Genomic DNA, 23214 nt, shown 5'->3' with positions numbered 1-23214 from the left:
CAATGTTGGCGTAGGGTGGGTAAACGAAGTGCCACCCACCGCCTGTCGCTCGTGGCGGATGGCGCTGTGCTTATCCGCCCTACGTCTTGTCCTCTAACCCTTGTGTGATACCTCAACCCAATACTTACCCGGCGGTGCCAATGGACGTTTCTTACCTGCTCGATAGCCTCAATGATAAACAGCGCGAAGCCGTCGCGGCCTCGCGCAGCAACATGCTGGTGCTGGCCGGGGCGGGCAGCGGTAAGACGCGCGTGCTGGTGCACCGCATCGCATGGCTGATGAGCGTGGAAAACTGTTCGCCATACTCCATCATGGCGGTGACGTTTACCAACAAAGCGGCGGCCGAAATGCGCCACCGTATTGGCCAGCTGATGGGCACCAGCCAGGGCGGCATGTGGGTCGGCACCTTCCACGGCCTGGCGCACCGCCTGCTGCGCGCGCACCATATGGATGCCCGGCTGCCGCAGGACTTCCAGATCCTGGACAGCGAAGACCAGCTGCGTTTGTTAAAGCGTCTGATTAAGGCGCTGAACCTCGACGAAAAGCAGTGGCCGCCGCGTCAGGCAATGTGGTACATCAACGGCAAAAAAGACGAAGGGCTGCGCCCGCATCATATTGAAAGCTATGGCAATCCCGTAGAGCAAACCTGGCAGAAGGTCTATCAGGCCTATCAGGAAGCCTGCGATCGCGCCGGGCTGGTGGATTTCGCCGAGCTGCTGCTGCGCGCTCACGAACTCTGGCTTAACAAGCCGCATATCCTCAACCACTACCGCGAACGCTTCACCAATATCCTGGTGGACGAATTCCAGGATACCAACAGCATTCAGTATGCCTGGATACGCCTGCTGGCAGGCGACAGCAGCAAGGTGATGATCGTAGGCGATGACGACCAGTCCATCTACGGCTGGCGCGGCGCTCAGGTAGAAAACATTCAGCGTTTCCTCAGCGATTTCCCCGGCGCGCAAACCATTCGTCTGGAGCAAAACTACCGTTCGACGAACAATATCCTGAACGCGGCCAACGCCCTGATCGCTAATAACGCCGGTCGCCTGGGCAAAGAGCTGTGGACAGACGGCAGCGACGGCGAGCCTATCTCTCTCTACTGCGCTTTCAACGAGCTGGATGAGGCGCGCTTTGTCGTCAACCGCATCAAAACCTGGCAGGAGAAGGGCGGTCAGCTTGAGCACTGCGCCATTCTCTACCGCAGCAACGCCCAGTCGCGCGTGCTGGAAGAGGCGCTGCTGCAGGTCGGCATGCCGTACCGTATCTACGGCGGCATGCGCTTCTTCGAACGTCAGGAAATCAAAGACGCGCTCTCCTATCTGCGCCTGATTGCCAACCGTAACGATGACGCCGCCTTTGAACGCGTGGTGAACACGCCGACGCGCGGAATCGGCGATCGCACGCTGGACGTGGTGCGCCAGACCGCCCGCGACAAACAGCTTACGCTCTGGCAGTCCTGCCGCCTCCTGCTGCAGGAGAAAGCGCTGGCCGGACGTGCCGCTTCCGCGCTGCAGCGCTTTATGGAGCTGATTGACGCCATGGCGCACGAAACCATCGATATGCCGCTGCACGTGCAGACCGATCGCGTCATCAAAGACTCCGGCCTGATGATGATGTACGAGCAGGAGAAAGGCGAAAAAGGCCAGACGCGTATCGAAAACCTGGAGGAGCTGGTGACGGCGACGCGCCAGTTCAGCTACCAGGATGAAGACGAAGATCTGATGCCGCTGCAGGCGTTCTTGTCCCATGCCGCGCTGGAGGCGGGCGAAGGGCAGGCGGATACCTGGCAGGATGCGGTTCAGCTGATGACCCTGCACTCCGCGAAAGGGCTGGAGTTCCCGCAGGTATTTATCGTCGGCATGGAAGAGGGCATGTTCCCAAGCCAGATGTCGCTGGATGAGGGCGGCCGTCTGGAAGAGGAGCGCCGCCTGGCCTACGTGGGCGTGACTCGCGCAATGCAAAAGCTGACGCTGACCTATGCGGAAACGCGTCGGTTGTACGGCAAAGAGGTTTATCATCGCCCGTCGCGCTTCGTTGGCGAGCTGCCGGAAAACTGTGTGGAAGAGGTGCGTTTGCGCGCAAGCGTCAGCCGGCCCGTCAGCCATCAGCGGATGGGAACGCCGCTTTCTGAGAATGATTCGGGCTTCAGCCTCGGGCAGCGCGTCCGCCACGCAAAATTCGGTGAAGGCACCATCGTCAACCTGGAAGGCAGCGGCGAACATAGCCGCGTGCAGGTGGCGTTTCCGGGGCAGGGAATTAAGTGGCTGGTGGCCGCTTATGCGCGCCTGGAAACGGTGTAAGTTATAGAAATATCGCGCAATTTTCCCGTGCGCTGCTACCCTTTAAACATCACTGGCAATTATTAGTCTGCGGTGTCCCGTTGCGTGTTGACGCCATATTTCTGGTGGCGTAACATGCGCGCACGATAACGGTTTAAGAGGACACTCGCCTTGGACACACCCAGTAGATACTGGCTCAATTACCTGTCAACCAGGTACAACTTCTAAGGCTATCCTCTTATGCTGATGGCCTTAGTGGTTGTCGGCGACCTCATATCCGTATATCCCGTCGCAATGAGTCAGACTGTTTAATGGTCTGAAACCTGTAATGTTTCTGTCTGTGTGCCAACCGAGCTGTCCCTGATATTTTTTTGCATTGGGAGTCCCGGTCATGCTGAGCGCATTTCAACTGGAAAACAATCGACTGTCCCGCCTCGAGCTGGATGAGGCCGACAACCTGACAAACTCCGTCTGGGTTGATTTGGTCGAACCCGAAGAGAGCGAGCGGCAGCGTGTGCAAACGGAACTTGGCCAGAGCCTGGCAACCCGACCAGAACTGGAAGACATCGAAGCATCCGCGCGTTTTTTTGAAGACGAAGACGGCCTGCACATTCACTCCTTTTTCTTCTTCGAAGATGCGGACGATCACGCCGGCAACAGCACCGTCGCGTTTACCATCCGCGAAGGCCGCCTGTACACGCTGCGCGAACGCGAACTGCCTGCGTTTCGCCTCTACCGCATGCGTGCCCGTAGCCAGAATATGGTGGACGGCAACGCCTATGAGCTGCTGCTTGACCTGTTTGAAACCAAAATCGAACAGCTGGCGGATGAAATCGAAAACATCTACAGCGATCTGGAAAAGCTAAGCCGGGTAATAATGGAAGGGCAGCAGGGCGATGAGTATGACGCCGCGCTCTCGACGCTGGCGGAGCTGGAAGATATCGGCTGGAAGGTTCGCCTGTGCCTGATGGATACCCAGCGCGCGTTAAACTTCCTGGTGCGTAAGGCGCGTCTGCCGGGCGGACAGCTGGAGCAGGCGCGTGAAATCCTGCGGGATATCGAATCCCTGCTGCCGCACAACGAGTCCCTGTTCCAGAAGGTGAACTTCCTGATGCAGGCGGCGATGGGCTTTATCAACATCGAGCAGAACCGCATCATCAAGATCTTCTCGGTGGTATCTGTGGTGTTCCTGCCGCCAACGCTTGTGGCGTCAAGCTACGGGATGAACTTTGAATTTATGCCCGAGCTGAAGCTGAGCTTCGGCTATCCCGCCGCGATTATCCTGATGATCCTCGCCGGGCTTGCGCCGTACCTGTACTTTAAGCGTAAGAACTGGCTGTAAAATGCCAGGCGGCGCTACGCTTATCCGCCCTACGATTTGATGAGTTGCGTAGGGCGGTCAGGCAGCCGCGCCATCTACCGCTAGCCGATTTTGCGCAGCTTATTTTGCGTATAAACCGCGTCCAGAATAAACACCGCCAGCGCCGCCCAGATAAAGCCAAACGTCAGCATCTTATCTTTCCCCACCACCTCGCCATAAAAGGTAACCGCCAGCAGGAACATCAGCGTTGGGCCAAGGTACTGGAAGAAGCCCAGCGTGGAGAGGCGTAAGCGCGTTGCGGCAGCGGTAAAGCACAGCAGCGGAATAGTGGTCACAATGCCCGCGGCGATTAACAGCAGGTTAAGCGACCAGGGATTCTGCCCCATATGGCTGGTGGCGCTGTCGGCAAAGCCAAACAGGTAAATCGCCGCTATCGGCAGCAGCCACAGGGTTTCAACCAGCATGCCGGTTTGCGCATCCACGGCGATTTTCTTACGCACCAGCCCGTAAAAGGCGAAGCTGAACGCCAGACCCAGGGCGATTATCGGCAGCGAACCGAACGTCCACAGCTGTACCAGTACGCCGCAGGCCGCAAGCGCCACCGCGACCCACTGCAGGGTGCGGAAGCGTTCGCCGAGGAAAATCATGCCTAAGACAACGTTAACCAGCGGGTTAATGAAGTAGCCGAGGCTTGCTTCCAGCATGTGATTATTATTCACCGCCCAGATGAAAAGCAGCCAGTTGCCGCCGATCAGCACCGCCGAGAGCGCCATCGCAAAAACCTTGCGGCGATTCTGACAGGCCTTTTTCACCTGCGGCCACTGACGGCTGAGGCTAATCAACGCCACCATAAAAAAGAACGACCAGATCACGCGGTGGGTAAGAATTTCATCCGCCGGGACGTAGTGGATCAGCTTGAAATAGGCAGGCGCAATGCCCCAGATTAAATACGCTGCGAGGGCAAGCAGTACGCCCTGGCGGGTCTGTTTCGCATCCATGAAAAAACTCTTAAAAGAATAGTGCGCAAATAGTAACAGGATTTATCTTCTCACCCCACCATATAGGTCGCCGTGGCGCTGGCGATATGGACCTGCTCTTCGTTATGTAATTCAACCCGCGCGACGGCGACTTTGTTGCCGGCCCGCAGCAGGCTGCTGCTGGCGGTAAAGCGCACCCCACGACCCGGACGCAGATAATCCACGCGCAGATCGATTGTGCCCATCTTTGACAGACGCTGGCGCAGCTCCTCCTCGCTGATGCTTTCATGGCGCGTCAGGGTGCTGCCTACGCAAACCAGACCCGCTGCGACATCCAGCGCGGAGGCAATCACCCCGCCGTGCAGAATGCTCTGCGCCCAGTTGCCGACCATCATCGGTTGATTATTAAAGCCGAGCTGGGCAAAATTTTTTTCATAGCGCTCCAGCTCAAGGCCCAGCGCGCGGTTAAACGGCATGTGATAGACAAAAATTTCGCCAACCAGCTGAAGTGCGGATTCGGGAGTCAGTATGGAGCCGGACATGGATCGTTCCTCGATCGAAAAAACCTGAATAAGTTAACTGAATGTGTATTTTATGCTTCGCTTTTGTTGCTTTCCACTTTAAGAAAGGTTGACCGCGCGGGATGCGAAGGAACTATGTAGAATGTCCGCCAGCTAATAATTCGCTACTAAATTTAAGTTCGGGAGAACATTGTCGATGCGCAAGTTTCTGGGATGCTTGATGGCGGCGTGTTTGCTGCCTGTTACGGCCTACGCACAGGAAGCCACGATTAAAGAGGTTCATGATAAACCCGCCGTGCGCGGCAGCGTCATCGCTAACCTGCTTCAGGAACATGACAATCCGTTCACGCTCTATCCGTATGATACTAACTATTTGATTTATACGGTAACGGACGATCTGAACAAAGAAGCTATTCGCTCTTATAACTGGTCGGATAACGCCCGTAAAGATGAAGTGAAGTTCCAGCTGAGCCTCGCTTTCCCGCTATGGCGCGGTATTCTCGGCTCGAACTCGGTGCTGGGCGCTTCCTATACGCAGAAATCCTGGTGGCAGCTCTCTAACAGCGGCGACTCTTCCCCGTTCCGCGAAACAAACTATGAGCCGCAGCTTTTCCTGGGCTTCGCGACCGACGAGACCTTCGCTGGCTGGACGTTACGCGACGTGGAGTTTGGTTATAACCACGACTCCAACGGGCGCTCCGATCCAACCTCCCGCAGCTGGAACCGCCTGTACGCCCGCCTGATGGCAGAAAACGGCAACTGGCTGGTTGAGGCGAAACCCTGGTACGTGCTTGGCAGCACCGATGACAACCCGGACATCACCAAATATATGGGCTATTACCAGCTGAAGATTGGCTACTCGCTGGGTGATGCGGTGCTGAGCGTGAAAGGGCAGTACAACTGGAACACCGGCTACGGCGGCGCCGAAATGGGCTTTAGCTACCCGGTGACTAAACATGTACGCCTCTATACCCAGCTCTACAGCGGTTACGGCGAGTCGTTAATTGATTACAACTTTAACCAGACGCGCTTCGGCGTTGGCGTTATGCTTAACGATCTGTTCTAAAAAGTTGCAGTTTTTACCTCAGGCGCTGAAAATGGCGCCTGAATTTTGGGTGGTGGAGAAAGCGTGACACAGGCGGAAGTAATTAATCAGGCAGCGCTGGCAAGGCAGGTTTTGCAGGAAACCTTTGGCTACCAGCAGTTCCGTCCGGGCCAGGAAACCATCATCGAAACGGTGCTTGAGGGGCGCGACTGTCTGGTCGTGATGCCTACCGGCGGCGGCAAATCCCTGTGCTATCAGATCCCCGCGCTGGTCTTCGGCGGACTGACGGTGGTGGTTTCGCCGCTGATTTCCCTGATGAAAGACCAGGTCGATCAGCTGCTGGCGAACGGCGTTGCCGCGGCCTGCCTGAACTCCACCCAAAGCCGTGAGCAGCAGCTGGAAGTGTTGGCTGGCTGCCGCAGCGGGCAGGTGCGTTTGCTGTATATCGCCCCTGAACGGCTGATGATGGACAACTTCATCGACCAAACCAGCCACTGGCATCTTTCCATGGTGGCGGTGGATGAGGCGCACTGTATATCCCAGTGGGGGCACGATTTCCGCCCGGAATACGCTGCGCTCGGACAGCTGCGCCAGCGCTTGCCCACCGTACCTTTTATCGCCCTTACCGCCACCGCCGACGATACCACCCGGCTGGATATCGTGCGCCTGCTCGGCCTGCAGGATCCGCTGATTCAAATCAGCAGCTTCGACCGGCCGAATATTCGCTACATGCTGATGGAGAAGTTTAAACCGCTCGATCAGCTGATGCGCTACGTTCAGGAGCAGCGCGGTAAGTCCGGTATTATTTACTGCAACAGCCGCGCAAAAGTGGAAGACACCGCAGCGCGCCTGCAAAGCAAGGGTATCAGCGCCGGGGCCTATCACGCGGGCCTGGAGCATAGCGTGCGTGCCGAGGTGCAGGAGAAGTTCCAGCGCGACGACCTGCAAATCGTGGTGGCTACCGTGGCGTTTGGCATGGGCATCAACAAGCCGAACGTACGCTTTGTGGCGCACTTTGATATCCCGCGCAATATAGAATCCTACTACCAGGAAACGGGGCGCGCCGGACGCGACGGGCTGCCTGCGGAAGCGATGCTTTTCTACGACCCGGCGGATATGGCCTGGCTGCGTAAATGCCTGGAAGAGAAGCCTGCCGGCCAGCTGCAGGATATCGAACGGCATAAACTCAACGCGATGGGCGCTTTTGCCGAAGCGCAGACCTGTCGTCGTCTGGTGCTGCTGAACTACTTCGGCGAAGGCCGGCAGCAGGCCTGCGGCAACTGCGATGTGTGCCTCGATCCGCCGCGTCGTTACGACGGCCTGGTGGATGCGCAAAAAGCGCTTTCCTGTATTTATCGCGTAGGCCAGCGTTTCGGCATGGGCTACGTCGTTGAGGTGCTGCGCGGCGCGAACAACCAGCGTATTCGCGACCTCGGGCACGACAAGCTTAAAATCTATGGTGAAGGCCGCGATCACACCACCGAGCACTGGGTGAGCGTCATTCGCCAGCTCATCCATCTCGGCGTCGTAACGCAAAATATCGCCCAGCACTCTGCTTTGCAGCTTACCGAAGCGGCGCGTCCTTATTTGCGCGCTGAAGTACCGCTAATGCTGGCGGTGCCGCGCGTGGTCGCCATCAAACCGCGGGCAAATCAGAAAGTGTTCGGCGGCAATTACGACCGTAAACTGTTCGCCAAGCTGCGCAAGCTGCGCAAAGCCATCGCCGATGAAGAGAACATCCCGCCGTACGTGGTGTTTAACGACGCCACGCTTATCGAAATGGCCGAGCAGATGCCGATTTCCGCAGGCGAAATGCTCGGCGTCAACGGCGTGGGCACCCGCAAGCTGGAACGTTTTGGCCGCGAGTTTATGTCGCTGATTCGCAGCCACGTCGACGGCGAAGATGAGTAGTAGCCAGTCCTGCCCGAACGTGGCAGGATAATCACTCACTGAATAATTTTCCCGCGAGTTATTTCTTATGCTGATGCTTTTTCTGACCGTAGCGGTGCTGCATATCGTTGCGCTGGTCACGCCCGGCCCCGACTTTTTCTTCGTTTCCCAGACCGCCGTTAGCCGTTCGCGCAAAGAGGCGATGATGGGCGTGCTGGGCATTACCGGCGGCGTTATGGTCTGGTCCGGCGTGGCGCTGCTTGGCCTGAACCTGATCCTTGAAAAAATGGCGTGGCTGCACAGCATTATCATGGTCGGCGGCGGAGTATATTTGTGCTGGATGGGCTACCAGATGCTGCGCGGCGCGCTGAAAAAAGAGACGGTTGCGCAGGAGTCGCCGGCGGTAGAACTGGCGCATGGCGGGCGCAGTTTTCTTAAAGGGCCTGCTCACCAACCTGTCGAATCCGAAAGCCATTATCTACTTCGGCAGCGTGTTTTCGCTGTTCGTGGGCGACAGCGTAGGCAGCGCAGAGCGCTGGGGATTGTTCGTGATGATCGCGCTGGAAACCTTTGCCTGGTTCACCGTGGTTGCCAGCCTGTTTGCCCTACCGAAAATGCGTCGCGGCTATCAGCGCCTCGCCAAATGGATTGACGGCATGGCGGGCGCGTTATTCACCGGTTTCGGCATTCACCTGATTATCTCTCGCTAGTCATCCAGGCCGCGCTCCGGCCAGGAGCGCGCCTACCAGCATAAACAGCGAGCCAAACACCCGGTTTAGCGCCTTCACCTGCTTCGGTCCCTTAATCCAGCCCGCAATCCTTGTCGCCAGCGTCGCATAGCCAATCATCACTACGATATCCACCACTACGGTCGTCACCCCAAGCGTTACGTACTGAATCGCCTGCGGCTGGTGGGGCGCGATAAACTGCGGGAAAAGCGCGGCGAGAAACACGATGCTTTTAGGGTTGGTCAGATTCACAAAGATGGCGCGTTTAAACAGGCGGCTGCGCGGCTGGCTGGCCGCCAGCGTATTGAGATCTATTGCCCCGGCGGCACGCCATTGCTGTATGCCAAGCCAGATCAGGTAGGCGGCGCCCGCCCATTTCAGCACCTCAAACGCCAGCAGCGAGCGTGAAAATAATGCGCCAAGGCCAACGCCGACCAGAACGATATGGATCGCCAGCCCGGTTTGCAAACCGGCAATGGAGGCCGCCGCGCCCCGATAGCCGTGGCTGATGGCGGTGGTCATGGTGTTAATGGCGCCGGATCCGGGCGAGAGGCTCAAAATAAGCGTCGTTAGAAGATAAGTACACCACCATTCGAAAGTCATCTGAATTCCCAGGAAGAACACTTTTGTGCCACAATACGCTATTGTTTATGGGCGTGCTACGGATCACATATATTCAGTCCAGACGGTGCAAAAACAGCTTATGACGCAGCATAAAAATGGATGGTTCGCGCGTGAGGGCGCATTTGCTGCTTTCACCATGGGCCCGTTAACGGACTTCTGGCGCGAGCGTGAAGAACGGGAATTTTTGGGCGTCGACGACGTGCCGGTGCGCTACGTCAGGTTTTGCCGCGAAGGCCATGACCGCGTAATAGTCGTCTGCCCGGGGCGCATCGAAAGCTATGTGAAGTATGCCGAACTTGCCTGGGATTTGTTCCACTGCGGCTTTGACGTCCTGATTATCGATCATCGCGGCCAGGGCCGTTCGGGTCGTCTGCTGTCGGACACCCACCGCGGCCACGTCGTGAAATTCAGCGATTACGTTGATGATTTCGACCGTTTCTACCAGCAGGAAGTCGCGCCGGGTCCGTGGCGAAAACGCTACGTGCTGGCGCACTCCATGGGAGGCGCAATCACCTCTTTATGGCTGGAAAAAAACTCACAGGCGTTTGATGCCGTCGCCCTTTGTGCGCCGATGTTCGGCATCACGCTGCGCTGGCCGGAATGGATGGTGCGCCATCTGCTGGACTGGGCCGAAGGCCATCAGCGTATTCGTGAGGGTTATGCAATAGGAACAGGCCGCTGGCGCGCTTTGCCGTTTAGCGTTAATGTCCTGACCCACAGCCGCGAGCGTTACCGCCGCAACCTGCGTTTTTATGCCGACGAGCCGGCATTACGGGTGGGCGGACCAACCTGGCACTGGGTACGCGAAGGGATACTCGCAGGAGAACAGGTATTAGCGGGAGCCACCGCCATTACCACGCCGATGTTAATACTCCAGGCAGAAGAGGAGCGGGTGGTGGATAACCGCGCGCACCAGCGATTCTGCGAGCTTCGTGCCGCGGCGGGCCATCCCTGTGAGGGGGAAACACCTTACGTCATAAAAGGCGCGTATCATGAGATCCTGTTTGAAAAGGACGATATGCGAGCCGAAGCGTTGCATGCCATCCTCGAGTTTTTCGACCGGCATCGTTAATTTTCTTCACCAGAGGTTTACTAATCCTATGTACCATGTCGTTGCGTCTGATTTAGATGGCACGTTGCTGTCCCCCGATCACCTGCTCTCGCCCTATGCCAAAGAAACGCTAAAACTGCTCACCGCTCAGGGCGTGCATTTCGTCTTCGCCACCGGCCGCCACCACATCGACGTTGCGCAGATCCGCGATAACCTCGAAATCAAAGCCTATATGATCACCTCAAACGGCGCGCGCGTGCACGACACCGACGGCAACCTGGTCTTCACTCACGATCTGGACCGCGATATCGCAGCCGATCTGTTCGGCGTGATGCATACCAGCACGGATATCGTTACCAACGTCTACCGCGGCGACGAATGGTTTATGAACCGCCATCGCCCGGAAGAGATGAAATACTTTAAAGAAGCGGTGTTTAACTATTCGCTGTACGAGCCAGGCCTGCTGGAAACGGACGGCGTGAGCAAGGTGTTCTTCACCTGCGATGAGCATGAAAAACTGCTGCCGCTGGAGCAGGCCATCAACGCCCGCTGGGGCGACCGCGTAAACGTCAGCTTTTCCACGCTCACCTGCCTGGAAGTGATGGCGGGCGGCGTTTCCAAAGGCCACGCGCTGGAGGCCGTATCCAAAGCTATGGGCTATAGCCTGAAAGACTGCATCTCCTTTGGCGACGGCATGAACGACGCTGAAATGCTCTCCATGGCGGGCAAAGGTTGCATCATGGGCAACGCCCACCAGCGCCTGAAGGACCTGTTGCCGGAGCTGGAAGTCATCGGCACCAACGCCGACAACGCCGTGCCGCACTACCTGCGTAAAATGTTCCTCGGCGCGCAGTAAATCCGCCAAACGAGTGGTGTATTTTTCACCACTCGTCAACCAAATACTTCCCCCTCTGCCCACAAGCTTCGCTACAATGGCGAATAAATTGCCTGTTGCAGAGTTCTCATCGTGCCGTTACTTATCATCACCACCATCCTGTGGGCCTTCTCTTTTAGCCTGATTGGCGAACACCTTGCCGGCCATGTCGACAGCTATTTCTCCGTGCTGATGCGCGTGGGGCTGGCGGCGCTGGTATTCCTGCCGTTCCTGCGGTTTAAAGGCTATAGCCTGAAAACGCTGCTGCTGTATATGCTGGTGGGCGCGCTACAGCTGGGCGTTATGTACCTGTTTAGCTTCCAGGCCTATCTTTACCTTACGGTGTCTGAATTCCTGCTGTTTACGGTGCTCACGCCGCTTTACATCACCTTTATCTATGATGTGCTCAGCCGCAGACCGCTGCGCTGGGGCTATGCGCTAAGCGCAGGGCTTGCGGTGGTGGGCGCGGCGATTATTCGCTACGACAAAGTAAGCGATCATTTCTGGACCGGCCTGCTGCTGGTGCAGGCGGCGAATATCTGCTTTGCGATCGGCATGGTGGGCTATAAACGCCTGATGGAAACGCGCCCGATGCCGCAGCACTGCGCCTTTTCCTGGTTTTATCTCGGGGCTTTTGCGGTGGCGACCATCGCCTGGTTTGCGCTGGGTAATCCGCAGAAGCTGCCGACCACCGGCCTGCAGTGGGGCATTCTGGTCTGGCTGGGCGTGGTGGCTTCCGGGCTTGGTTACTTTATGTGGAACTACGGCGCAACCCAGGTGGATGCCGGAACGCTTGGCATCATGAACAACGTGCATGTGCCCGCAGGGCTGCTGGTCAACCTCGCCATCTGGCAGGAACAGCCCCACTGGCCGAGCTTTATCATAGGTGGGACGGTGATAATGGCCTCGCTATGGGTGCATCGCCATTGGGTCGCTCCGCGTTCCGCACAAACGGAAGATGCTCGCAGGCGTGCAGGCGCGTCGAGCGAATAAACGCCTCTGTTACCGGCTGACGCTGCTCGCCGTCGCGCACGGCGGCGTACAGCCGGCTCCACAAACCTTCGCCCAGCGTTTTGGTGACCACCAGGCCCTGGCGTTCAAAACTCTCCACTACCCAATGCGGCAGCGCGGCAATTCCCATGCGCGCCGACACCATCTGAATCAGCAATAAGGTGTTATCGACGCTTTTCAGCGAAGGGCTGACGCCCGCCGGCTGCAGGAAATGCCGCCAGATATCCAGTCGGCTACGCTGCACCGGATAAATCAGCAGGGTTTCGCTGCTCAAATCTTCCGGCTCGATGCGCGCTTTACCGGCCAGCGGATGGTCGGTTGCCAGCACCAGACGCACCTCATAATCAAACATCGGCGAATAGTGCAGGCCGCTGCGCGGCAGAATATCGGAGGTTAAAACGATATCCAGCTCGCTTTGCTGCAGCGCGGGCTGCGGGTCGAAGGTGACGCCGGATTTGAAATCCATCTCCACCTGCGGCCACTGCTTATTGAAGCTTTCCAGCGCCGGCGTCAGCCACTGAATGCAGCTGTGGCATTCAATGGCGATGCGGAGCGTGGTCTGGTGCGGTTCGTTACACGCCTGAAGCGCCCGGCTTATCTGCGGCAGAACCTGCTCGGCAAGCTGCAGCAACACTTCACCCTGCGGCGTGAAGCGCAATGGCTGACTTTTACGAATAAACAGGCGGAACCCAAGCCGCTGCTCCAGATCGCTGAACTGATGGGAGAGGGCCGACTGGGTCTGATGTAACGCGGCGGCGGCGGCGGCCAGAGAGCCGCAGTTTCGTAACGCCTGGAGCGTCCGCAGGTGTTTTATCTCGATCATGAAAGTCCTTCACTTCGCCATGAACAAATTGCGCTTGAGGAATATACAGTACCTGCGGATTATGGATGTGTAAACATCTGGACGTCTAAATGCGTCAAATTTGAATAATGATGAGGAAAGAAAAATGACGATCAAAAATCACACCCTCGGTTTTCCTCGTGTCGGCCTGCGTCGCGAGCTGAAAAAAGCGCAGGAAAGCTACTGGGCGGGCAATATCGCTCAGGAAGAGCTGCTGGCCGTGGGCCGCGAACTGCGCGCTCGCCACTGGGAGCAGCAAAAACAGGCCGGCGTGGAGCTGCTGCCGGTCGGCGATTTCGCATGGTACGACCACGTTCTGACCACCAGCCTGCTGCTTGGCAACGTTCCGGCTCGTCATCAGAACGCGGACGGCGGCGTCGATATCGATACCTTATTCCGCATCGGTCGCGGCCGCGCGCCAACGGGCGAACCTGCCGCCGCCGCGGAAATGACCAAGTGGTTTAACACCAACTATCACTACATGGTGCCGGAATTCACCAAAGGCCAGCAGTTCAGGCTGACCTGGACCCAGCTGCTTGATGAAGTTGACGAAGCGCTGGCGCTGGGCCACAAAGTGAAGCCCGTGCTGCTTGGCCCGCTAACCTACTTATGGCTGGGCAAAGTGAAAGGCGAGCAGTTTGACCGCCTGAGCCTGCTCCAGGACATTCTGCCGGTGTATCAGCAGGTGCTGGCTGAACTGGCAAAACGCGACATTGAGTGGGTGCAGATTGACGAGCCGGCCCTGGTGCTGGAACTGCCGCAGGCGTGGCTGGACGCGTATAAGCCTGCCTATGACGCGCTGGCCGGCAATGTGAAGCTGCTGCTCACCACCTATTTCGAAGGCGTAACGCCAAACCTGAACACGATCACCGCGCTGCCGGTGCAGGGTCTGCACGTCGATTTCGTTCACGGCAAAGACGACGTCAACGCCATCCACCAGCAGCTGCCGGCCGGCTGGCTGCTCTCTGCCGGCGTGATCAACGGCCGTAACGTCTGGCGTGCCGACCTGACCGAAAAATACGCCCGGCTTAAAGAGCTGGTCGGTAAACGCGATCTGTGGGTGGCTTCCTCCTGCTCGCTGCTGCACAGCCCAATCGATCTGAGCGTGGAAACGCGTCTGGATGCGGAAGTGAAGAGCTGGTTTGCCTTCGCCCTGCAAAAATGTGCCGAGCTGGCGCTGCTGACCGAAGCGCTCAACAGCGGCAAAACGGACAAGCTGGCAGAATGGAGCGCCCCGATCCAGGCGCGCCGCCACTCAAGCCGCGTGCATAACGCCGCGGTGGAAAAACGTCTGGCCGCCATTACCGCGCAGGACAGCCAGCGTCGCAGCGACTATGCCGCGCGTGCACAGGCGCAGCGTCAGCGCTTTAATCTGCCCGCCTGGCCGACCACCACCATCGGCTCGTTCCCGCAAACGACTGAAATTCGCGGTCTGCGTCTGGATTTCAAAAAGGGAAATCTGGATGCCGGTAATTACCGCACCGGTATTGCCGAACACATCAAACAGGCGATCGTTGAGCAGGAGCGTTTAGGTCTGGACGTGCTGGTTCACGGCGAAGCCGAACGTAACGACATGGTGGAATACTTCGGGGAGAACCTGGACGGCTTCGTATTTACTCAAAACGGCTGGGTGCAAAGCTACGGTTCCCGCTGCGTGAAGCCGCCGGTAGTGATTGGCGATATCAGCCGTCCGAAGCCTATCACCGTGGAGTGGGCGAAATATGCGCAATCCCTGACCGACAAACCGGTAAAAGGCATGCTGACCGGGCCGGTGACAATTCTTTGCTGGTCGTTCCCGCGTGAAGACGTGAGCCGCGAAACCATCGCGAAGCAAATCGCCCTTGCGCTGCGTGACGAAGTGGCGGATCTGGAAGCGGCGGGCATCGGCATTATCCAGATTGACGAGCCGGCCCCTGCGCGAAGGCCTGCCGCTGCGCCAGTCCGACTGGCAGGCTTATCTGGAGTGGGGCGTCGAGGCCTTCCGCCTGAACGCAGCCGTAGTGCGCGACGACACGCAGATCCACACCCATATGTGTTACTGCGAGTTCAACGACATCATGGATTCCATTGCGGCGCTGGACGCGGATGTGATTACCATCGAAACCTCCCGTTCCGATATGGATCTGCTGGAGGCGTTCAAAGAGTTCGAATACCCGAATGAAATCGGACCGGGCGTGTACGACATTCACTCCCCGAACGTGCCGAGCGTGGAATGGATTGAGGCGTTACTGAAGAAAGCGGCGGAGTCCGTTCCGGCAGAGCGCCTGTGGGTGAACCCGGACTGCGGTCTGAAAACCCGCGGCTGGCCGGAAACCCGCGCCGCGCTGGCGAATATGGTTAAGGCTGCGCAGAATTTGCGTAGCGCCTAGTCGTCAAAACGGAGGCGAAAGCCTCCGTTTCTTTATCTTGCCGCGCTCGCCTGCACCTGTTATGCAGCAGGAAACAGAAAAACAGGTTAACGTCGTTTGTGATAAGGCAAAAGCGCAGCAAAATGCTTTAAGAACCCGGTATCAGCATGAGAAAAATATTCTTGCGGTAGTTAATGGATACGATTTTTAATGCAAAGCCGCCTGATGCGACGGGCAAAGACAAATTGCCCGTCGCATCAGGCGGCGTGCGAGATTAGCTCAGCTTGCTGTTATCAGGCCTTTTTCGCACCGTACTTTTCAAACCACTTCAGCATGCGCTGCCAGCCATCCTTCGCAGACTCTTCATGGTAGCTTGGGCGATAGTCCGCATTAAACGCGTGGCCCGCTTCCGGGTAGACGATAATTTCCGCGTTGGCGTTCGCAGCGCGCAGCGCCTGGCGCATCGTCTCTACGCTCTCTTGTGAAATCCCCGTGTCCTGTGCGCCGTACAGGCCTAAAACGGGCGCGTTCAGCTCGGTGGCGATATCCACCGGGTTGCGAGGAGAGTTCAGCGTTTTTTCGCCCACCAGTTTGCCATACCAGGCGACGGCCGCTTTAAGCTGCGGATTGTGCGCGGCATACAGCCAGGCGATGCGTCCGCCCCAGCAAAAACCGGTAATCATCAAGCGATGCGCGTCACCGCCGTGGCGCGTCGCCCAGTTTGCTACGTGATCGAGATCGGCCAGCACCTGGGCGTCCGGCACTTTGGAGACCAGCCCGCTAAACAGCGTCTGAATATCGGCATAATCGTTAGGATCGCCCTGTCGGAAATAGAGCTCCGGCGCCACGGCCAGATAGCCTTCCAGCGCCAGACGGCGGCAAATATCGCGAATATGTTCATGAACGCCGAAGATTTCCTGTACCACGATCACCACTGGCAGAGGGCCGGTCGCATCTTTCGGTCGCGCGTGCCAGGCGGGCATATTGTCGCCCTGGGAAGGAATGGTCGTTTCGCCAGCCTGAATGAAATCTTCCGGGGTTTGAATAACGGTTGAAGCAAGCGGCGAGGCGGCCGGCGCAAAATTGCCGCCCGGCTTATTGTGTGTTGGTTGCTCTTCTTTCATTGGCATTCTCCGTACCAGCATTAGCGCAGTGTGATAACTATAGCCAGGATTAGTAGCATCTCTGGTTTGCAAAAAGCGCTCTTTGCGCCTGATAAATGAACAAGCTCGGCTTGTTGTGTGATGGTTATCACTATTGAGATTGAAAATGATGTAATTTGTTTCATTCAAAGTGAAATGCATCACGAAATTATCCGCGGGGGTTCTGTAAAGTACCGCTTTGCGGCACAAGCCAACCCTACTCAACAGAGGAGTCTGTTATGTCCAAGTCTGATGTTTTTCACCTCGGCCTCACTAAAAACGACCTGCAAGGGGCAACGCTTGCTATCGTCCCGGGCGACCCGGAGCGAGTTGAAAAAATCGCCGCGTTGATGGATAAGCCGGTCAAACTGGCCGCCCACCGTGAATTCACTACCTGGCGCGCGGAGCTGGACGGCAAGGCCGTTATCGTCTGTTCGACGGGGATTGGCGGGCCTTCCACCTCTATTGCCGTGGAAGAGCTGGCGCAGCTGGGCATCCGCACCTTCCTGCGTATCGGTACTACCGGCGCTATCCAGCCGCATATCAATGTCGGTGACGTGCTGGTGACCACGGCTTCGGTACGTCTTGACGGCGCCAGCCTGCACTTTGCGCCGATGGAATTCCCGGCCGTTGCGGACTTCGCCTGTACTACCGCGCTGGTGGAAGCGGCGAAATCCGTGGGGGCGACCACGCACGTCGGCGTGACGGCTTCTTCCGATACCTTCTACCCGGGCCAGGAGCGCTACGACACCTTCTCAGGCCGCGTAGTGAGCCGCTTTAAAGGCTCTATGGAAGAGTGGCAGCAGATGGGCGTGATGAACTATGAAATGGAATCCGCTACGCTTCTGACCATGTGCGCCAGCCAGGGGCCTGCGCGCCGGTATGGTGGCGGGCGTTATCGTGAACCGCACCCAGCAGGAAATTCCGAACGCCGAAACCATGAAGCAGACTGAAAGCCATGCGGTGAAAATCGTGGTGGAAGCGGCTCGCCGCCTTGTTTAACCTCTTCAAAGCCGGCCCGGGCCGGCTTTATTTTACGCTTTGCGCAATGCCTCGCAGGAAATCCCTTTTAATCTGGACATTTATACAGCAGACTTTTACCTTGCTGGTGTTTGGCGTGGGCTGCAGGAGGCGTGGTGGATATCTCAATATTATTCGGGCTGGGGATTGCTCTGGTTGGCGTGCTGACCGGCTGGCTGCTGGCGAGCGTGCGGGCGGCGCAGCGGCAGGCCTTGCTTCATGAAGAGTACACAGAAGCCTACGGCGAGCTTAGCGCGGCCAGACAGGAGCTGCTGCAACAGCAGCACTGGAAGGAAGAGTGCGAGCAGCTCAACCGTGAATTACGCACCCAGCTTGAAATTAACAGCGCCCGGGAAGCCGATCTGCGTGAGTTAACCACGCTGCTTGAGCAAACCCGCCTGCATGCCGAAGACAAGCATCGGCAGATGATGAACAGCGAGCAGCGCCTGAGCGAGCAGTTTGAAAACCTCGCCAACCGTATTTTCGAGCAAAGCGGCCGCAAAGTTGAAGAGCAGAATCGCCAGAGCCTCAATGGCCTGCTTACGCCGCTGCGTGAACAGCTCGATGGCTTCCGTCGCCAGGTACAGGAAAGTTTTGGTCAGGAAGCTCGCGAACGCCACACCCTCACCCATGAAATCCGTAATCTGCAGCAGCTTAATGCGCAAATGGCGCAGGAAGCCCTTAACCTCACCAAAGCGCTAAAAGGCGATAACAAAACCCAGGGCAACTGGGGCGAAGTGGTGCTGACCCGCGTGCTTGAGGCGTCGGGTTTGAGGGAAGGGCATGAGTACCAGACGCAGGTAAACATCCAGCTCGAAAATAACAGCCGTATGCAGCCCGATGTCATTGTCCGCCTGCCGCAGGGCAAAGACGTGGTCATCGACGCCAAAATGACGCTGGTGGCCTACGAGCGTCACTACAACGGTGATGACGAACTCACCCGCGAAAGCGCGCTCAACGAGCATATCGCCGCTATCCGCAACCATATCCGTATGCTAAGCCGTAAGGACTATCAGCAGCTTCCCGGCCTGCGCTCCCTTGATTATGTGCTGATGTTCATTCCCATCGAACCGGCCTTTCTGCTGGCTATTGACCGCCAGCCGGAGCTAATCAGCGAAGCGCTGAGAAACAACATTATGCTGGTCAGCCCCACCACCCTGCTGGTGGCGCTAAGAACCATCGCCAACTTATGGCGTTATGAACATCAAAGCCGTAATGCCCAACAGATTGCCGAACGAGCAGGCCGCCTGTACGACAAAATGCGGCTGTTCGTTGATGACATGTCAGCTATCGGACAGAGCCTGGATAAAGCCCAGGATAACTACCGGCAGGCGATGAAAAAACTGGCCTCCGGTCGCGGTAATCTCCTCGTGCAGGCCGATGCGTTTCGCGGGCTGGGGGTGGAAGTGAAACGTGAGATTAATCCAGATTTGGTCGAGCAGGCGCGGCAGGAAGATAAGGATAACGCGGCGCGTATAGGGCATGAATTTGATGAAGAAACATACCAGAACAGCCCCTCAGACGATCGGCAAGTAGTGGGCGAGCGGCAGGCTTAGGTTTAGCCAGCAGGCTTGAATCATAGGGCTTTAGCGCCCATTCTGTTACACTTCACGTACCTTTTTTTGATAAGCAGGCATTGAGATGGTTGACGAATCCCAGGAAACAACACACTTTGGCTTCCGCACCGTAGCGAAAGAGCAGAAAGCCGATATGGTGGCTCATGTGTTCCACTCCGTGGCCGCAAAATACGACGTTATGAATGACCTGATGTCGTTTGGCATTCACCGTATCTGGAAGCGTTTTACTATCGACTGCAGCGGCGTGCGTCGCGGGCAGCGAGTGCTGGACCTTGCCGGGGGCACTGGCGATTTGACGGCTAAATTCTCGCGCCTGGTGGGTGAAACGGGCGAAGTTGTGCTGGCGGATATCAACGACTCAATGCTGAAAATGGGGCGTGAGAAACTGCGCAACATCGGCGTTGTCGGCAACGTGAATTACGTTCAGGCCAATGCGGAAGCGCTGCCTTTCCCGGATAACACCTTCGACTGCATCACCATCTCCTTCGGCCTGCGCAACGTTACCGATAAAGAAAAGGCGCTGCGCTCCATGTATCGCGTGCTGAAACCGGGCGGCCGTCTGCTGGTGCTGGAATTCTCCAAGCCCGTCATCGAACCGCTTAGCAAAGCTTACGACGCCTATTCTTTCCATATTCTGCCGCGCATCGGCGAAATGGTGGCGCAGGATGCGGAAAGCTATCGCTACCTGGCAGAATCTATCCGCATGCATCCCGATCAGGACACCCTGAAAGCGATGATGGAAGATGCCGGTTTCGAAAACACTACCTACTACAATCTGACCGCCGGGATTGTTGCCCTGCACCGCGGCTACAAATTCTGACGGGGAGCAGCCGATGCCATTTACACCGCTAGTGACTGCCGGAATCGAAAGCGTACTCAACGCCTTTTTATGGCGTGACCGCGGGCTGAAAGCCGCCCGCCAGCGCCTGCTGGGCAAGGTATTGCGCGTTGAGCTTAAAGAGTTCGCCGCACCTTTAGTGCTGGTCTTTAGCGAACAGCAGCTCGATGTGCTGGGCGAGTGGGAAGGCGAGGCGGACTGCCGCGTGATCACGCGCCTGGCCGTGTTACCAAAATTACGCGACAGGCAGCAGCTCACGGCGCTCATCCGCAGCGGCGATCTTGAAGTGCAGGGCGACTTGCAGGTGGTGCAAAACTGGGTTGCCTTAATGGATCTCGCCGAGTTCGACCCGGCAGAACTTCTCGCGCCTTATATCGGCGACGTGGCGGCGGAAGGCATCAGCAAAGTATTTCGCGGCGGCGGCAGGCTGTTGAAGAAAGGTTTTAATCGCAACCAGCAATATCTTGCCGAGGCTATCACCGAAGAGTGGCGCATGGCGCCAGGCCCACTGGAAGTGGCATGGTTCGCCGAAGAAACGGCGGCCGTTGAACGCGCAGCCGACGCATTGAGCGCGCGGCTGGACAAGCTGGAGGGCAAATGACGCCAGGGGAAATTCGTCGTCTTTATTTCATCATTCGTACTTTTCTCAGCTATGGCCTGGACGAGCTGATCCCCAGAATCCGCATCACGCTGCCGTTACGCCTCTGGCGGCGCATGCTGTTCTGGATGCCAAACCGCCATAAAGACAAGCTGCTGGGCGAACGTTTACGCCTTGCGCTGCAGGAGTTAGGGCCGGTGTGGATCAAATTCGGCCAGATGATGTCCACGCGTCGCGATCTTTTCCCGCCGCTTATCGCCGATCAGCTGGCCATGCTGCAGGATCGCGTCGCGCCCTTTGACGGCGTGCTGGCTAAGAAACAGATCGAGCAGGCGATGGGCGGTATTCCGGTAGAGACCTGGTTTGATGATTTCGACATCCAGCCTCTTGCGTCGGCGTCCATCGCCCAGGTTCACACCGCCCGCCTGAAAGAAAACGGCCGCGAGGTGGTGATCAAGATTATTCGCCCGGACATTCTGCCCGTCATCAGGGCGGACATGAAGCTCATCTATCGCCTGGCGCGCTGGGTGCCTCGACTGCTGCCGGACGGACGGCGTTTGCGCCCGATGGAAGTGGTGCGCGACTACGAGAAGACGCTCATCGACGAGCTGAATCTGCTGCGTGAATCGGCGAACGCTATCCAGCTCCGGCGCAATTTTGAAAATAGCCCGATGCTTTACGTGCCGGAGGTATTCTCGGATTACTGTAGCCAGGAAATGATGGTTATGGAGCGGATTTACGGTATCCCTGTTTCAGATATCGCGACGCTTGAAAGCCACGGCACCAATATGAAGCTGCTGGCCCGAACGCGGAGTGCAGGTCTTCTTCACCCAGGTGTTCCGCGACAGTTTCTTCCACGCCGACATGCACCCGGGCAATATATTTGTCAGCTATGAGCATCCCGAAGACCCGCAGTATATCGGCATCGACTGCGGCATCGTTGGTTCGCTTAACAAAGAAGATAAGCGCTATCTGGCGGAAAACTTCATCGCCTTCTTTAACCGTGACTACCGCAAGGTCGCCGAGCTGCACGTGGATTCAGGCTGGGTTCCGCCGGACACCAACGTTGAAGAGTTTGAGTTTGCTATCCGCACCGTTTGCGAGCCGATTTTTGAGAAGCCGCTGGCGGAGATCTCCTTCGGTCACGTGTTATTAAACCTCTTTAACACGGCGCGTCGTTTCAATATGGAAGTGCAGCCGCAGCTGGTTTTGCTGCAAAAGACGCTTTTATACGTCGAAGGCGTGGGAAGACAGCTTTATCCCCAGCTTGATTTGTGGAAAACCGCCAAGCCATTCCTGGAAGAGTGGATTAAAGAACAGGTTGGTATTCCTGCGCTGATTCGCTCTTTTAAGGAAAAAGCGCCGTTCTGGGTTGAAAAAATGCCCGAGCTGCCGGAACTGGTTTATAACAGTTTGCGCCAGGGCAAGCATTTACAGCAAAGCATTGATAAAATTCAGCACGAACTGCATCAGCATCATGTGCGGCAGGGGCAGTCGCGCTATCTGTTCGGCATCGGGGCTACGCTTATCCTTAGCGGAACCTTGTTGCTGATAAATAAGCCGGAATGGGAGTTTATGCCCGCCTGGCTGATGGCGGGCGGCATCGTGGTCTGGCTAATTGGCTGGCGGCGATCTGCCTGAAATTTCATCGTTATTAGCGGGCAGGTGCCGTATAATAACGGGCGTTATACAAACATCTTCGTGATTTGAGGCAACAATATGGGTGGTATCAGTATCTGGCAGTTAGTGATTATTGCCGTTATCGTCGTTCTTCTGTTCGGCACTAAGAAGCTGGGTTCTATTGGTTCCGATCTGGGCGCTTCTATCAAAGGCTTTAAGAAAGCCATGAGCGATGATGAGCCTAAAGAGAAAGACCGGTCCGCTGAAGACGCTGACTTCACCGCGAAGAACCTGGCGGATAAACAGCCCGGCGACGTGAAAAAAGACGAAGCAAAGAGCAACGATAAAGAGCAGGTATAAACCGTGTTCGATATTGGTTTTAGCGAACTGCTGCTGGTCTTCGTGATTGGCCTTGTTGTGCTGGGGCCCACAGCGTCTGCCGGTGGCCGTCAAAACGGTTGTCGGGTGGATTCGCGCGCTGCGCTCCCTTGCCGCGACGGTGCAAAACGAGCTGGCCCAGGAGCTGAAAATCCAGGAGCTGCAGGACAGCCTGAAAAAGGTTGAGAAAGCGAGCATGGACCACCTGACGCCCGAGCTGAAAGCCTCCATGGATGAGCTGCGCCAGGCGGCGGAGTCCATGAAGCGTTCCTATACGCAGGATCCTGAAAAAGCCAGCGACGATGCGCATACCATTCATAATCCCCTGGTGAAAGACGCTCAGGACAGCCATGAAGGCGTTACGCCGGCGACGGCGGCTCATCAGGCAAGCGCGCCTGACCAGGCTCCCGCAGTGGAAACAACGCAGGCTGCCGAACCTGAGCAAGACCTCGCCCAGCCTCAGGTTAAATCCGCACAATCCGTTACCAACCCGGTTCCTCCTCAACCTTCGAGTGATAAACAGTAAAC

The 23214-nt window shown here is 57.1% G+C and carries 17 protein-coding genes and 5 pseudogenes; 17 read left to right on the top strand and 5 right to left on the bottom strand.

Annotated features, from left to right (window positions below; all coding sequences use genetic code 11):
• Positions 1-140: 140 nt before the first annotated feature.
• The 3 genes from uvrD to corA all read left to right on the top strand — a co-directional run bounded on the left by uvrD (position 141) and on the right by corA (position 3624).
• On the top strand, positions 141-2303 hold the full coding sequence (gene uvrD / locus WLO32_RS19545) for a DNA helicase II (protein ID WP_435946619.1): 2163 nt from the start codon (positions 141-143) through the stop codon (positions 2301-2303).
• A gap of 150 nt (positions 2304-2453) precedes the next feature.
• On the top strand, positions 2454-2510 hold the full coding sequence (ysgD, locus tag WLO32_RS19540) for a YsgD/CorL family protein (protein ID WP_409049256.1): 57 nt from the start codon (positions 2454-2456) through the stop codon (positions 2508-2510).
• A gap of 163 nt (positions 2511-2673) precedes the next feature.
• Positions 2674-3624 (top strand): magnesium/cobalt transporter CorA, encoded by a 951-nt coding sequence (gene corA, locus WLO32_RS19535; protein ID WP_121266780.1) that lies wholly within the window; start codon positions 2674-2676, stop codon positions 3622-3624.
• Between the two features lie 80 nt (positions 3625-3704).
• Here the strand turns inward: corA and rarD are convergent, their stop codons facing one another.
• Together rarD and yigI are read right to left on the bottom strand one after the other, a co-directional pair.
• On the bottom strand, positions 3705-4601 hold the full coding sequence (gene rarD / locus WLO32_RS19530; protein ID WP_435946618.1) for an EamA family transporter RarD: 897 nt from the start codon (positions 4599-4601) through the stop codon (positions 3705-3707).
• A 50-nt stretch (positions 4602-4651) separates the two neighbouring features.
• Positions 4652-5122: an acyl-CoA thioesterase YigI gene (gene yigI, locus WLO32_RS19525; RefSeq protein ID WP_435946616.1), complete on the bottom strand. Its 471-nt coding sequence runs from the start codon at positions 5120-5122 to the stop codon at positions 4652-4654.
• A gap of 175 nt (positions 5123-5297) precedes the next feature.
• On the opposite strand from yigI, the gene pldA reads away from it, so the two are divergent.
• The 3 genes and pseudogenes from pldA to rhtC all read left to right on the top strand — a co-directional run bounded on the left by pldA (position 5298) and on the right by rhtC (position 8746).
• Positions 5298-6167, top strand: a complete 870-nt coding sequence (gene pldA / locus WLO32_RS19520; RefSeq protein ID WP_435946615.1) for a phospholipase A — start codon at positions 5298-5300, stop codon at positions 6165-6167.
• A 63-nt stretch (positions 6168-6230) separates the two neighbouring features.
• Positions 6231-8057, top strand: coding sequence for an ATP-dependent DNA helicase RecQ (recQ, locus tag WLO32_RS19515; RefSeq protein ID WP_435946613.1), 1827 nt, complete (start codon positions 6231-6233; stop codon positions 8055-8057).
• A gap of 67 nt (positions 8058-8124) precedes the next feature.
• Positions 8125-8746: pseudogene (gene rhtC, locus WLO32_RS19510) on the top strand (threonine export protein RhtC).
• Here rhtC and rhtB read toward each other — a convergent pair.
• Positions 8747-9367 carry a homoserine/homoserine lactone efflux protein gene (gene rhtB, locus WLO32_RS19505; RefSeq protein WP_435946612.1) on the bottom strand — a complete coding sequence of 207 codons (621 nt, stop codon included), beginning with the start codon at positions 9365-9367 and terminating at the stop codon, positions 8747-8749.
• Positions 9368-9467: 100 nt separating this feature from the next.
• Here rhtB and pldB point away from each other — a divergent pair, with 100 nt between their 5' ends.
• From pldB to WLO32_RS19490, 3 genes are all read left to right on the top strand, one after another.
• Positions 9468-10460, top strand: a complete 993-nt coding sequence (gene pldB / locus WLO32_RS19500; protein WP_435946611.1) for a lysophospholipase L2 — start codon at positions 9468-9470, stop codon at positions 10458-10460.
• A gap of 28 nt (positions 10461-10488) precedes the next feature.
• Positions 10489-11295 (top strand): sugar/pyridoxal phosphate phosphatase YigL, encoded by an 807-nt coding sequence (gene yigL / locus WLO32_RS19495; RefSeq protein ID WP_435946610.1) that lies wholly within the window; start codon positions 10489-10491, stop codon positions 11293-11295.
• Between the two features lie 111 nt (positions 11296-11406).
• On the top strand, positions 11407-12306 hold the full coding sequence (locus WLO32_RS19490) for a carboxylate/amino acid/amine transporter (RefSeq protein WP_435946609.1): 900 nt from the start codon (positions 11407-11409) through the stop codon (positions 12304-12306).
• On the opposite strand, the gene metR is transcribed toward WLO32_RS19490, so the two are convergent.
• Positions 12194-13147 (bottom strand): HTH-type transcriptional regulator MetR, encoded by a 954-nt coding sequence (gene metR / locus WLO32_RS19485; RefSeq protein WP_121266772.1) that lies wholly within the window; start codon positions 13145-13147, stop codon positions 12194-12196. The two genes, WLO32_RS19490 and metR, sit on opposite strands and share 113 nt — an antisense overlap.
• Positions 13148-13271: 124 nt before the next feature.
• Between metR and metE the strand changes: the two are divergent.
• Positions 13272-15534 (top strand): annotated as a pseudogene (gene metE, locus WLO32_RS19480) (5-methyltetrahydropteroyltriglutamate--homocysteine S-methyltransferase).
• A gap of 272 nt (positions 15535-15806) precedes the next feature.
• Here metE and WLO32_RS19475 read toward each other — a convergent pair.
• Positions 15807-16637 carry a dienelactone hydrolase family protein gene (locus tag WLO32_RS19475; protein ID WP_435946607.1) on the bottom strand — a complete coding sequence of 277 codons (831 nt, stop codon included), beginning with the start codon at positions 16635-16637 and terminating at the stop codon, positions 15807-15809.
• Between the two features lie 257 nt (positions 16638-16894).
• Here WLO32_RS19475 and udp point away from each other — a divergent pair.
• From udp to tatB, 7 genes and pseudogenes are all read left to right on the top strand, one after another.
• Positions 16895-17657: pseudogene (gene udp, locus WLO32_RS19470) on the top strand (uridine phosphorylase).
• A 134-nt stretch (positions 17658-17791) separates the two neighbouring features.
• The gene (gene rmuC / locus WLO32_RS19465) at positions 17792-19231 is read left to right on the top strand and encodes a DNA recombination protein RmuC (RefSeq protein WP_435946606.1); all 1440 of its coding nucleotides are present in this window, start codon (positions 17792-17794) and stop codon (positions 19229-19231) included.
• Between the two features lie 85 nt (positions 19232-19316).
• The gene (gene ubiE, locus WLO32_RS19460; protein WP_435946605.1) at positions 19317-20072 is read left to right on the top strand and encodes a bifunctional demethylmenaquinone methyltransferase/2-methoxy-6-polyprenyl-1,4-benzoquinol methylase UbiE; all 756 of its coding nucleotides are present in this window, start codon (positions 19317-19319) and stop codon (positions 20070-20072) included.
• Positions 20073-20085: 13 nt separating this feature from the next.
• Complete coding sequence (ubiJ, locus tag WLO32_RS19455; RefSeq protein ID WP_435946604.1) at positions 20086-20691, top strand: ubiquinone biosynthesis protein UbiJ; 606 nt, start codon at positions 20086-20088, stop codon at positions 20689-20691.
• Positions 20688-22329, top strand: a pseudogene (ubiB, locus tag WLO32_RS19450) (ubiquinone biosynthesis regulatory protein kinase UbiB). The gene ubiJ and the pseudogene ubiB overlap by 4 nt, the downstream one beginning before the upstream one ends.
• A gap of 78 nt (positions 22330-22407) precedes the next feature.
• Entirely contained in the window at positions 22408-22668 is a 261-nt protein-coding gene (gene tatA, locus WLO32_RS19445; protein ID WP_435946603.1) for a Sec-independent protein translocase subunit TatA, read from the top strand.
• 3 nt (positions 22669-22671) lie between these two features.
• Positions 22672-23212 (top strand): annotated as a pseudogene (gene tatB / locus WLO32_RS19440) (Sec-independent protein translocase protein TatB).
• Positions 23213-23214 lie beyond the last annotated feature (2 nt).

The sequence above is a fragment of the Dryocola mayonis genome (genome assembly GCF_051307045.1).
Lineage (GTDB): Bacteria > Pseudomonadota > Gammaproteobacteria > Enterobacterales > Enterobacteriaceae > Dryocola.
This window is presented reverse-complemented; position numbering and strand designations above follow the sequence as displayed.